Below are 12,574 nucleotides of genomic sequence, written 5' to 3' on the forward strand. Positions count from 1 at the left end.
GCCTTAATTGGCGGCAATTTACACCATTTCTTGTCCTAGGCAATTTGCGCTAGTACAAGGCTTTCCTGTTGCGGGTTTGGTTAGCCCGTTGGTGATGGACGGCGATCGCCTGAAAGCTAATTACAACTTACTGTCATTATCCTAGCGTAGGACAAATAAACTCTATTGGCATTAGTATCCAGACCCTTCATTATACCTGAGGAAGAGGGGTCATTTTCATTTTATCTAGGAATAATAGATTGCCGATCGCAAAATTTTTAATGATTAGCCAATTACAGCTTCGCGCTCTACAGCTTCATCGTTGCTTGCTAAATCGTCTAATGTTTCGACAAAATCGCGAATATTTTTAAATTGGCGATATACAGACGCAAACCGCACGTAAGCAACTTCGCTAATAGTTTTTAGTTGCTCTAATACCAAACTACCAATTTCCGAGCTAGAAACTTCGCGTACTGTACGCTGTTGCAGTTCTGACTCAATTTCATCAACTAATGCCTCTAATTTGAGGTAAGTTATCCCTGTTTTTTGGCAAGCGCGGACAATTCCCCGCAGAATTTTCGAGCGATCGAATAATTCGCGATCGCCGTTTTGCTTGACTACGGTAATCGGCACAAATTCAATCCGTTCGTAAGTCGTAAACCGACGCAGGCATTTCAAACATTCCCGCCGCCTTCTAATACTTTGTCCGGCTTCGGTAGAACGCGATTCTAGGACGCGATTATCTGGATGCTGGCAGAAAGGACATTGCATAAACTTCTTGCCAAAGTAGGTAAAAGGGGAATCGTTAAAATCTTGTGTCTGCTCCCCATTTCTTGCCAAAGCATCTTTGGCATTAGAGCTAATATTACAACCGCTGCTACAAGTAGAGTAACAGCGGTCAAGAACGTTTCGATAAAACTGCTAGGGCAATTACGCTCTACTTCTTCTCAATGCGGGGTGGTTCGCGAAAAGCGATCGCAAAGAACAAAGTGCCGATGGCAAGGGCAAGAATCAAAATGTAAGCAACACTTTCCATATCACAAGTTCCAAATGAGCTAGTTATTACTGTTAGTTTACCAAGCAAAAGAAAAGAACGGTCGAGCAAATTACCTACATTCAATGCTGTATGAGTAATTGTTTAACCGTTCTTAACACAGTTACCAGTGATAGACAGTTAACCAGTTAAATCCTCAATCCAATTATTCACTGGTAACTGGTCACTGGTAACTGGTCACTGTTACTAAGCTGCTTCCTTGCGGGCGCGGGTTGTCTTGTCGCCCACTTTTTGGAACAGACCCCATTCGACTTGCTCTTCTAGGTCTGCTTCCACGCCAGCAAATACATCTCGGTAGATAGTCCGAGAACCATGCCAGAGGTGTCCGAAGAAGAACAATAGGGCAAATACAGCGTGTCCGTAGGTAAACCAGCCTCTAGGAGAGGTACGGAATACACCGTCAGAATTGAGTTTTTCGCGATCGAACTCAAAGGGTTCGCCCAATTGAGCTTTACGCGCGTACTTCTTGACTTCAGCCGGATCGTCAAAGGTTTGACCGTCTAAAGCACCGCCGTAGAAGCTAGCAGTAATACCTGCTTGCTCGAAGCTATACTTAGATTCAGCCCGACGGAAAGGAATATCCGCGCGGACAATGCCATCAGCATCAGTTAGGACGACAGGGAAAGTTTCAAAAAAGTTAGGCAGACGACGCACGCTTAACTCTCTACCTTCGCCATCCTTAAATACTGGATGACCTAGCCAACCTTGAGCAATACCATCGCCTTTATCCATCGGTCCGACGCGGAACAAACCACCTTTAGCAGGATCGTTGCCTACGTAGTCGTAGAAGGCGAGTTTTTCAGGAATAGCTGACCAAGCAGCAGATAGGGTTTGACCTTCAGCTACACCAGCTTCAACGCGGCGATCGATTTCTTGTTTGAAATAGTTTTGATCCCACTGATAGCGGGTAGGACCAAATAGTTCAATTGGAGTTGTGGCGTTACCATACCACATCGTGCCAGCAACTACGAACGCAGCAAAGAAAACTGCGGCGATACTGCTTGATAGTACGGTTTCGATATTACCCATCCGTAGGGCTTTGTAAAGCCGTTCGGGTGGTCTAACTGTCAGGTGGAATAAACCAGCGATAATGCCGACAATACCAGCAGCTATGTGGTGAGCCACCACGCCACCAGCATTAAAGGGGTTAAAGCCCGCAGGTCCCCATTCAGGGGCGACTGGTTGGACGCTTCCCGTCAAGCCGTAGGGGTCAGAAACCCACATTCCCGGACCAAATAAACCTGTGAGGTGAAAAGCACCAAAACCAAAGCAAAGCAAACCAGATAAGAATAAATGGATGCCGAACATTTTGGGCAAATCTAAAGCAGGTTCGCCAGTACGCGGATCTCTAAATAGTTCTAAATCCCAATAAACCCAGTGCCAGCAGGCAGCTAGGAATAATAAACCAGAAAGGACGATATGAGCAGCAGCAACGCCTTCAAACGACCAAAAACCAGGATCGGTTGCTGCGCCACCAGTAATGTTCCAGCCACCCCAAGATTGAGTTACGCCTAGACGTGCCATAAAGGGCAGTACGAACATTCCTTGCCGCCACATGGGGTTGAGAACTGGATCGCTAGGATCGAAAATAGCTAGTTCGTATAAAGCCATTGAACCAGCCCAACCTGCAACTAGGGCAGTATGCATTAAGTGTACAGAAATCAATCGTCCTGGATCGTTCAGAACGACTGTGTGTACTCGATACCAGGGTAGTCCCATTGACTACGCTCCTCCAAGGATGAGTTAGTGTCTACAATCGTTAATTTTTCAGCTTTTTGTTATTGCCAATTGCTTGCCGCCAATTCGGTAGTTTGTGGTTAAAACAGCGATCGCGGTTCGCATTGGAAACTTCAAACAAAATGAGAATTATTAAAAAAGTGTAACTATTGACTGACCCGATTGCAAGAGCATCGTATGACAGTGACCAGTGACCAGTGACCAGTGACCAGTTGTTAGTGGGGGGTTGACAGGCTATTCTACTAATAATTGCAGGTTGTTAATTTGGCAGTTGGCTTCGGCGGCACTGAGGCGTTCGATTACTTGCTGGGCATCTATTAGGCGTTTTAAGGTTACTGAGGCGATCGCATTTGGTAGGGGTGCAATTGGCTTAACTTCTACTGTCAAAACTATTTCTTCTACTCGATACAGCCATAACTTTTCGTTTTCGGTCACTAATTTAAGATTCAGGCGTTGAATATCTGGCAGCCGCCGCCAAGCTATTTCGTTCCACAAACCATCGCTTGCCCATACTCTGCCCACTGTCCAGCCATCGGTGAGAAAAAAGTATTTCACTTACTTGTTGAATTAGGAGAAATGTTGGCTGCTGTTTACAATAGCGCGATCTGCCAAATGTAGGAAATAATTGATGGTATGGTGAGCGGGAGATATTAGACGAAGTTTATGTTAATTAATCCCGATCGCGTACCAGATAGTCGCGGTTCTAATTATCCCGAACAATTTAAGCATTTAGTCGCCGGACGGATTAAAAAGCGTTTGGGAAATGCTGCTAATCTGCAGAATTTTGGCGTGAATTTGGTAGAACTTGCGCCTGGAAGTGCTTCAGCGCTCAGACATTGGCACGAAAAACAAGACGAATTTATTTATGTGCTGTCAGGAGAAATTGTTTTAGTAACTGATGCTGGAGAGGAAGTTTTAACAGCAGGAATGGCTGCGGGGTTTGCAGCCGGAGTTGCTAACGGTCATTGTTTGATTAATCGCAGTAGTAGTAAGGCTACATATTTAGAAATTGGCGATCGCACCCCCAATGACAAAGTGAGTTACCCAGATGACGACTTAATTTCCGAATACAGTGCCAACGGCTGGATATTTACTCATAAAGACGGTAGTTTGTATTGAAAGGCAATAATGAAGATATCCACTTACAAGTAGCTAAAAATACCAACTATCTTGAATCAATACTTTTAATTTTAAATATCTTCAATAATTTCTTACTCTTCATTAAAGTCAGTTAGCGTTGATTCTTCATTTTCAATCTCATCAACTTCTGTATCAGTCATAGCTAATTCTTTCTTAGCAAAAACTCTTCTAGCTTTGCGATCGAGGATTTGAAAGATACTGGTTTTGTCATCTTTAATAGCTTCAATGTCTTCTCTTTGTAAAAGAATCATATAGTAACGAGACATTTCCATCATACGATAGGCATATTGAAAAGCGTCTCTAGTGAATTGTCCAGTAGTCACAATCATTACTACATCTGCACCAGTAACAAAGGTCATTCCTACCTCTTTGGCTAGCACATCTACATCAACTCGCTTTGTGTTCTTACACTGAATTTGCCAACGATGGTACACAAAGCGATCTGATGCTGCTAGCACATCAACTTCACCTTGCCCTGTCTCGTAGTCTCGCTTACGCCATTTTGTAAACCGGAGGCTAGTCAGTCTTATCATCCAAATAGCTAATAGTTCAAGAGCTTTGCCTTTTACGTGTTTATCGTTATCATCTAGGTCTTTAATAACATCTTCAAAGCTTCGACTTAACTCAGTTTGAGTTAGCTCTGTCATTTCAGCTATGCTCATTAGCAGACGAGAAACCAAATCATTTCGGGCTTTATCTGTTAATTTGACTTTATTTGGTTTAGCTCCTCTGCCGCTAGTTGTTTTCTCCGTTTCAATTAAATCTACCTCAACTAGGGGAGCGATTACTTCTTGAACAAATGCCTTACTAGAAAATCTAATTTTATAAACGCTAGTAGCATATTTAATAACTTGATTCCAAGGAGTTAAATTACTAACATCCAAGTGCAGCATTGCTAGTAAAAAATATTTTTGTTGGGTACTAAGTGTATAAAGTTCATCAATATAGTCCTTATCTATTTCTAAGATTTCTGAAACTGTATCCCAGTTAATTTCGTACTCCCGCTCAAAAACACTTGCTAATTCTAACCACTTCCGCATCGTGCTAGTATAAATGGCATTTGGTGAGATAGAGTAACCCATCTCTTGCAGTTCATAAGCTATTTGCTCTAGTTGTGGTTGTTCTCCTCTAGCATTAATAGCTTCTATCGCTTTTAACAGTGACATTCCTGTTAAATTTGTCAAAATATGGCGAGCAAACAACTGTACAGCTGTCTCTGGAGCATCTTGATTATCTATCAGATTGTAAGCAAGCTGAGTTAACTTGTAACTTCGATCGTTATTTTCAATTTTTTCAATGATTCGGTAAGCTCGTAAAGACAAAAAGCAGTTCATTGCTAACTTACCAATGTTTGCAGATGCTTTCGTTACGTCTAAGTTTTGTTGGGAGTGATTAGCAAAGTACCTCTGAGCAATTTGTTTCTCTAGCTCATTACGATTAGGTTCGCATTCTTGACAAAGTTTGATAATTTCTAGCAAGCTAAATTTTTCAGGCTCAAACTGATGTCCATAAGTAAACTTAAGTGTCTGTCGATCCATAAACTCATTTTCTTCATCAATAAACGGGAGGCTAAGTTGATATTGTGATGATGACTGCAACATTTTTGCATTCTGTTTAACAGGAGAATCCTCTAGTTTGCATTTGAGTAGTTCAGATATCTTTTGTTTATTAGTTTTTTTGATAGGTAATGGAATTACTACTAAAGGAGCATCAGCTTCAAATCTAAATCTTGAAGCTTGAAGATATTGCAAATCGATTTCAAAAGCAAGCCATTTCCTTTGTAAAGTCTCTGCAACTCGACCAGTCATATTAGAACCTGCGAAGGGATCTAATACTAAATCTCCAGGTTCAGTGCATAAGTTAATAACAAATTCTGGTAATGCTTGTGGGAATCGAGCCGGATGGGGCTTAATATCCTCCTGCTTGCACCGTTTTTGATAGTAGTCGTTAGAAGCAGTATTTGAAGCAGAAATAACATTTACTGGCTGCGTTAGATCATGCACGAGCAACCAATCGAAAGATGCTAAAACTGGCTTACCAATTTCATTAATATTTGGCTCATCTTGTGCGTTGATGATATTAGGTGGAATCGCCCCGCCGCGATCGTTACCAAACTTTTTTGAGATATCGTGACCAGATGGGCGTAACTTGGCATCATAACCGTTTTTCAGTAGGTTTTTCATCGCCTCGCTATATGGGCGTAAGACGTTCTTGTTGTTAGCTTTAGGATGAGGGTCTTTAGACAACCACCAAACAGTATTTACAGCATCTTTTACCCGTTCTCTACGCACTGTAACCCATTCAGCTGGGGTGGGTAGTTTGGCAGGATTGTACCAATATAATTCTTGAGCTAAGTAAAATCCTAACCCTCCTTCTTGAGGAGGTTTGCATAGCTCGATCGCTAGCTCAAAATGATAAAGAGATCGCACAGGGTAGCCCTTGAGCCAACTACCACCAATATCAATGACTAGAGAGCCTTGAGGTTTTAAAATTCTATGAAACTGATATGCAAAGTTTTTAAACCACTCAATATATTTATGAGCCTCAACATTTCCATATTCTTTCTTCCGAACGAGAGCGAACGGAGGTGATGTACAAATAAGGTCAACGCTCTCATCAGGAAGTTCTTGCATTAACTTAAGGCTATCGCCTAAATGAGCCGAACCAAGTTCTGTTGAGTAGTGTAATGAGTTATTAAGATAGCTAAATTGAGTATTTGCTGGTAAGTTTTGCACAAATTATAAAATAATTTAATATTTATTACGATAAGTATGACTAGCTAAATGTATTATATGTAGCAACTAGAAGTTTAGTGTAGTACATACGTTCTGAGTAAGTATAGCTCTGCAAATGGCATTAAATATATACTTGTAGCCCTAATTTTTGCCTTTTCCTCAAGAAAAGAAATAAGAATTGCAAATTGGCTCCCCTTATCTCAATTTTGAGATAAGGGGCTGGAGATGAAAGCTAAACACCGAGCAATAACCAATGTATTCATACAAGAGGTTTAACACTAAGATTGTTGCTCAGTTGAAATTCTTAGAGAATACCAAGTTCTCCACTAATAAGGCGATCGCAAGTTACGAGGAAACCATTTGAGCGGTTTCTGATTTTTCGTTGATTCCTTGAGTACCTAGTTGAATTAACTCGACTTTGTACCCGTTCGGATCTTCCACAAAAGCAATTACTGTCGAACCGTGTTTCATCGGTCCTGGTTCTCGCACTACTTTACCGCCTCGCGCCTTAATTTGCTCGCAAGTGCCGTAAATATCATCAACTCCCAAGGCAATATGACCGTAAGCATCACCCAAATCGTACTTATTTTGTCCCCAATTGTAGGTAAGTTCGATAACGCTGTGGTCTGACTCGTCGCCGTAGCCAACAAAGGCGAGAGTAAATTCACCGCCTGGGTAATCTTTTTTGCGTAATAACTTCATCCCTAGCAAATCGCAATAGAACTTTAGCGACTCATCCAAGTTCCCGACACGCAGCATTGTATGTAGCAATCGCATATTGTTAACTCCAGTTCATTCGTCAGGTTACATTTTTCATTGTAAAAACACGATATAGTGCATCTCTACTAGCCGATCGCATAATTGCTGACATAAGAGGTGCTATTGAGAATGATTGAACAAATAGATACTGCCATTGAATCCATTATCGCTAGAGAAATTCTCGATTCGCGGGGTCGTCCCACAATAGAAGCGGAAGTGCATCTAGTGAGTGGCATAGTGGGAGTTGCTCAAGTCCCTAGCGGGGCATCTACAGGGACATTTGAGGCGCACGAACTGCGCGATGATGATAAAAGCCGCTACGGGGGTAAAGGGGTACTCAAGGCGGTGCAAAACGTCAATGAAGCGATCGCGCCTAAGCTAGCGGGGATGGATGTAATTAACCAAGAATTGCTCGACCGGACGGCGATCGCTCTAGATGGTTCGCCAAACAAGTCAAATCTAGGTGCTAATGCAATTTTGGCAGTTTCTTTAGCAGCAGCAAAAGCTGGGGCAGAATATTTAGATTTACCACTTTATCGCTATTTGGGCGGTCCTTTAGCAAATTTACTACCAGTACCGTTAATGAATGTTATTAATGGTGGCGCTCACGCGGCTAACAATGTAGATTTTCAGGAATTTATGGTTGTGCCAATTGGTGCGCCTTCATTTAGAGAAGCTTTACGGTGGGGAGCAGAGGTTTTCGCCTCTTTGAGCAAAGTTTTAGACGATAAAGGCTTATTAACAGGTGTAGGCGATGAAGGCGGTTTTGCGCCTAATTTGGAGTCAAATCAAGCTGCACTAGAATTGCTAATGATGGCAATTGAGAAAGCTGGCTACAAACCAGGAGAACAAATCGCGTTAGCGTTGGATGTAGCAGCTAGCGAGTTTTACAAAAACGGTCAATACGTCTACGATGGCGTACCCCATGCACCGAGTGAATTTATCGATTATATGGCTCAGTTAGTCGATCGCTATCCGATAATTTCAATTGAAGATGGTTTGCATGAGGAAGACTGGCAAAATTGGCAGCTACTAACGCAAAAAATCGGCAGTAAAACTCAATTAGTCGGCGATGACTTATTTGTAACTAACGCTACCCGCTTGCAAAAGGGAATTGAGCAAAAAGCAGGTAACTCTATCTTAATTAAGCTCAATCAAATTGGTTCTCTGACAGAGACATTAGAAACAATCGATTTAGCTACCCGCAACAGTTTCCGCTCGATTATCAGCCATCGTTCGGGAGAAACAGAAGATACCACGATCGCCGATTTAGCTGTAGCAACCCGCGCCGGACAAATTAAGACAGGTTCCTTATGTCGCAGCGAACGAGTAGCCAAATATAACCGTTTGTTGAGGATAGAAGACCAATTAGGCGATCGCGCCGTATATGCAGGAGCAATTGGTTTAGGACCAAAAATCCTGTAGCGATCGTCATTCACCGCCTGTAGAGACGTAGCACTGCTACGTCTCCACACTGTCAAATCTAGTAGAAACAATTGTGGCAAATTCAAAACAAATTCAGTTGCATCGGAGCATCAGTAATTTCATCCCAAGGTAGGGGTGGTACAGGGACGTTATGCTGTTGGAGCAATTGGTAGAAATGACGAGCATTATTAGGCGATCGCTCCTCAATTGGACAATGAACGAAAAAATAAATCTGCGTTCCTTGACGCAGCCAAGCATCAAGATGAGTAACCCACTCTTCCCAGTAAACTTGATTGAACTGCTGCTGGGGATGACTGATAAAGCGAATCAAACTAAAAGGCGCAGTAACGCTAAACTCTACGGGTAACTTAGGCTTGCGTCTTTCGCTGCTTATTTGTGCTTCTTCTGGCGCATTGTAGATAGGACGCGAATCAAGCAAAACTCGACCGATATTTAATTGCTGTAAAATGGCTGTCAGTTGACTTTGATAAGGTTCGACAAACCAATCAGGATGACGTACTTCTAATGCTAGCGGCGCTTGAGAGTGCGACCAAGCTGCCAAAAACTTTGTTAAGTCATCTAGTAAGTTCGGACTGTAACTAGGCGGTAATTGGGCAAAAATCGGACCTAAGCGATCGCCCAAAACCTGCATCCTTTCCAAAAAATTCAACGCTTCACTAATAGCAGGTGCTAATAAACCTTGATGCGTCAACTCGCGCGGTAATTTTAAGCAAAATTTAAAATTAGTAGGCGTTTGCTCTACCCAACGATTGAGCGTATCGGTATCTGGTATGGCGTAGAAAGTGGTATTACCTTCAACAGCAGTGAGGCGAGCGCTATACAAACGTAAGAAATCGCTAGTACGACTTTTAAGCGGATAAAAGTTACCTACCCAACCTTTATAAGACCAAACAGCGCAACCAATGTGAAAATTCATGTTTATTATTGACTATAGAAGCAATAATTGCCTTTATTCTAGTAGTTCTATTTTTTGACTTTTAATATTGAACAGGGCTAAATTAGAGAATTTGTAGCGTGTCACAAGAAGTAAATCAATCTCCACAACTACCACCTACTGGTGCGATTCAAAACCTACCTCTGTTAGCTTTTGAAAATTGGTTCGATTATCCAGTACGGGCGCAACCTCATCATACAGATTATGCGGGAATGGTTTGGCATGGCTCTTATCTTACATGGATGGAAGAAGCGCGAGTAGAATGCTTGCGATCGATTGGCATAGAATTCGCTGACTTAGTTGCTTTAGGGTGCGACTTACCAGTAGTAGAGCTTTCCATCCGCTATCACCGTCCGATTCAAATGGGTGTGTCAGCAGTAGTCAAAACTCGGATGATGGATGTTAGCGGCGTTCGCATCAATTGGGATTACAGAATTCAGTCAGCAGATGGACAAGAGGTATATGTAACAGCACAAGTGACGTTAGTAGCCGTAGATCGCGAAAAAGGTAAAATTATGCGTCAACTACCACCCACAATGGAAGAAGCCTTAGCTCGTCTTGCTGCTATTCGCGGGGCATAGTTTACAATGTCATCAATGGAAAAACGCCTAGAAGCTTTCCGTCAGTTGCCTCTACGCGCTCAACTATCTTTGCTTAATTCAACTCGCAGTAACTCAATTTTGAGCCAAAATCGGGAGTATATAGAAAGCTTAGAGCGCATTCACCAAGAATGTCTAAACTCTGCAACTCCCGAACAAAAAGCTGCTTACGATCGCTTCGTATCTACTTAAAAGTAGAACAATCCCTGTAGGGTGCGTTTTGAAAACGCACCCTACGATTTAGATTATGTCCAGTACAAAATCCGCCCTTGAGGAAAACGCTTTTTAATCTCGCTCTCAAAAAAGCGGCGTAGCGTCTTCATCGTATCGTTGTCGTAAACGTACTTCGTACCGCCAAACTTGTTGCGCTTGACGCTGCGCTTCTCTTCATCCATATCTAACTGCGTTTTGGGATACCAGTTGAGCAATACTTCTTTCGAGCCTGGTGTAAAGCGGTGCGATATAAGTTCAAAAGTCAAGTCGCAGTCAAAATCAATAGCAGCAGAAATCTCGTCAAATAGCTTGGTGTAGTGCAACTCCCAATCATCCATCAGCATAATTGGGGCGATGACAATACCTACAGGATAACCGCCGCCACCTTGCGATCGCGGTAGTGCTAACTTCCGCAATGCTCCCAGCCTTGCTGATACCTTTGCCGTACCGCCCTCAAATCGCCCTGAAACTGGCGCTGCATTGACGCTGACGCGGCAGCGGGTATGTCCGTTATGCGGCAAATCTAATAATTCATCTACAGCATCAAACTTAGATACCCAACGCAAGTAGCCATCTTCGCGCGTACCGAAGTAGCGGATGCACTCGGCTAAACTACCTGTCAAATGCTCGATGCCTAAAGGATCTGTGTAGCAACTGACTTCAAAACTCTTCTCCTCACCAGGACGCTCGTAGTTCGCCAAATTAGCTAATATCTGCGGCAAGTTAGCATAAACGCGAATCACAGGCGGACCTGACAAACTGCCTGCTAAATAGCAATACTGACAGTGGGCTGGGCAGCCCTCAGCGATGTGAAACTGCCAATCTGCTGATGGTGGTATTGGGCTAAGTTTGAAGGCACTAGGAGGCGCTGTAACTACTGCTAAAGTACGTTTAGCAATATCGTAGGTATCGCGATCGCTCTCACCACGCAAACCTGTGAGCCGATTGCGGGGCAATTCTTCGATCGGCAAACCTTGCGCTTGCATCTTGGTTAAAAGCTGTTGACCCCAAGGTTCTTCTAACGCGGCAGGTGTAAAGACAACGCGCTCTGGCATCCATAAACGGGGCTTTTGAGTATTTAGTTGATCGGGAATATCTGTAACTGTAGTGCCTGAGTTCATTTGATATATGTGTAGAGTGCCAATAAACAGTGACCAGTTATGCAGTTACCAGTGACCAAGTTTGAGATGGGAGTGAATGCACGCATGAAACATACTCTTTGGGAGTATCTTACTGATTTCTCATAGTCACTGCATTGATGCAGCAAGCGGCATAGCGCCGCTTACGCTCATAGAAACTAACTTAGTTTTCCAAAACTTCGCGAATGCGTTGTTCTAAGCGCTCTAAATCGAGTCCGCCTTCATCGCGAGCAATCCGTCTAACTGTCTTATTGACGTTATTGAGATCGAGCAACAAGTCGTGGAGAATTTCTTGTTGCTGGCGCGATTGAGTAACTTCGCGTGGTTCTTGCACTAAGTCACGGACAATAGAATCTTCAGCACGCGAGGCTACAACTGGATCTTTTTGACCTTGAACCTGGACAAACGTACGTCTCCCTGGTCCGCGATCTTCTTCAATAGGAATTACTGCTGTAACCTGATCGGAACGTACATACTTACCAAAACCCAGGTGTACCAATACCGATGACTGTATTCTCATTGCAGCTTTGCATTTCTCTTTCACTACCTTCTATTATCGCGCAGCCACGAACTAGCTGTAAGCTATATCGCAAGCGGCTTTTGCTGCATTTAAGTAGTGTTATCCACCAAGCCTTAATACTTACTACATTAGGGTTCAATCCCAACAGAAAACCTAGTAACTGGTCAAGCCCCAAAGCGGCAATCCGCGCATTACTACCCCATGCGTGAACGCAGGGGCTTAAAATAACGCATTTTTGGTTTCTCTATTAATAAATTAAGGGGCTTGTACCTGTTTAATTACGAATTACGAATTACGAATTACGAATTAATTTGGTCAC

General features: G+C 42.9%; 14 protein-coding genes. 5 read left to right on the forward strand and 9 right to left on the reverse strand.

Annotated elements, in window-relative coordinates; genetic code table 11:
* Positions 1-7: 7 nt before the first annotated feature.
* Complete coding sequence (locus tag UH38_RS26780) at positions 8-145, forward strand: hypothetical protein (protein WP_160295965.1); 138 nt, start codon at positions 8-10, stop codon at positions 143-145.
* A gap of 119 nt (positions 146-264) precedes the next feature.
* Here the strand turns inward: UH38_RS26780 and nrdR are convergent, their stop codons facing one another.
* The 4 genes from nrdR to UH38_RS14230 all read right to left on the reverse strand — a co-directional run bounded on the left by nrdR (position 265) and on the right by UH38_RS14230 (position 3,325).
* On the reverse strand, positions 265-750 hold the full coding sequence (nrdR, locus tag UH38_RS14220) for a transcriptional regulator NrdR (RefSeq protein ID WP_045055380.1): 486 nt from the start codon (positions 748-750) through the stop codon (positions 265-267).
* Between the two features lie 166 nt (positions 751-916).
* Complete coding sequence (locus UH38_RS25420) at positions 917-1,015, reverse strand: photosystem II reaction center protein T (protein WP_009632497.1); 99 nt, start codon at positions 1,013-1,015, stop codon at positions 917-919.
* A gap of 204 nt (positions 1,016-1,219) precedes the next feature.
* Complete coding sequence (psbB, locus tag UH38_RS14225; protein WP_045055324.1) at positions 1,220-2,752, reverse strand: photosystem II chlorophyll-binding protein CP47; 1,533 nt, start codon at positions 2,750-2,752, stop codon at positions 1,220-1,222.
* Positions 2,753-3,004: 252 nt separating this feature from the next.
* Positions 3,005-3,325, reverse strand: a complete 321-nt coding sequence (locus tag UH38_RS14230) for a hypothetical protein (RefSeq protein ID WP_045055325.1) — start codon at positions 3,323-3,325, stop codon at positions 3,005-3,007.
* 108 nt (positions 3,326-3,433) lie between these two features.
* Here UH38_RS14230 and UH38_RS14235 point away from each other — a divergent pair, with 108 nt between their 5' ends.
* A complete protein-coding gene (locus tag UH38_RS14235; RefSeq protein WP_045055326.1) occupies positions 3,434-3,889 on the forward strand; it encodes a cupin domain-containing protein in 456 nt (151 codons plus the stop codon).
* 92 nt (positions 3,890-3,981) lie between these two features.
* On the opposite strand, the gene UH38_RS14240 is transcribed toward UH38_RS14235, so the two are convergent.
* Positions 3,982-6,645: a DNA methyltransferase gene (locus UH38_RS14240; protein WP_045055327.1), complete on the reverse strand. Its 2,664-nt coding sequence runs from the start codon at positions 6,643-6,645 to the stop codon at positions 3,982-3,984.
* Between the two features lie 345 nt (positions 6,646-6,990).
* Positions 6,991-7,422, reverse strand: a complete 432-nt coding sequence (gene gloA, locus UH38_RS14245; protein WP_045055328.1) for a lactoylglutathione lyase — start codon at positions 7,420-7,422, stop codon at positions 6,991-6,993.
* Positions 7,423-7,533: 111 nt separating this feature from the next.
* On the opposite strand from gloA, the gene eno reads away from it, so the two are divergent.
* A complete protein-coding gene (eno, locus tag UH38_RS14250) occupies positions 7,534-8,829 on the forward strand; it encodes a phosphopyruvate hydratase (protein ID WP_045055329.1) in 1,296 nt (431 codons plus the stop codon).
* An 82-nt stretch (positions 8,830-8,911) separates the two neighbouring features.
* On the opposite strand, the gene UH38_RS14255 is transcribed toward eno, so the two are convergent.
* Positions 8,912-9,766, reverse strand: a complete 855-nt coding sequence (locus UH38_RS14255) for a DUF72 domain-containing protein (RefSeq protein ID WP_045055330.1) — start codon at positions 9,764-9,766, stop codon at positions 8,912-8,914.
* Positions 9,767-9,864: 98 nt separating this feature from the next.
* Here UH38_RS14255 and UH38_RS14260 point away from each other — a divergent pair, with 98 nt between their 5' ends.
* Both UH38_RS14260 and UH38_RS14265 read left to right on the forward strand, forming a co-directional pair.
* A complete protein-coding gene (locus UH38_RS14260; RefSeq protein WP_045055331.1) occupies positions 9,865-10,365 on the forward strand; it encodes an acyl-CoA thioesterase in 501 nt (166 codons plus the stop codon).
* Between the two features lie 6 nt (positions 10,366-10,371).
* Positions 10,372-10,575 (forward strand): hypothetical protein, encoded by a 204-nt coding sequence (locus UH38_RS14265; protein ID WP_045055332.1) that lies wholly within the window; start codon positions 10,372-10,374, stop codon positions 10,573-10,575.
* Between the two features lie 53 nt (positions 10,576-10,628).
* Here UH38_RS14265 and UH38_RS14270 read toward each other — a convergent pair whose 3' ends face one another.
* Both UH38_RS14270 and UH38_RS14275 read right to left on the reverse strand, forming a co-directional pair.
* On the reverse strand, positions 10,629-11,717 hold the full coding sequence (locus UH38_RS14270) for a spore photoproduct lyase family protein (protein ID WP_045055333.1): 1,089 nt from the start codon (positions 11,715-11,717) through the stop codon (positions 10,629-10,631).
* 181 nt (positions 11,718-11,898) lie between these two features.
* On the reverse strand, positions 11,899-12,255 hold the full coding sequence (locus tag UH38_RS14275) for a hypothetical protein (protein WP_009632747.1): 357 nt from the start codon (positions 12,253-12,255) through the stop codon (positions 11,899-11,901).
* Positions 12,256-12,574 lie beyond the last annotated feature (319 nt).

This window comes from Aliterella atlantica CENA595 (assembly GCF_000952155.1).
Taxonomy (GTDB): Bacteria; Cyanobacteriota; Cyanobacteriia; order Cyanobacteriales; family Chroococcidiopsidaceae; genus Aliterella; species Aliterella atlantica.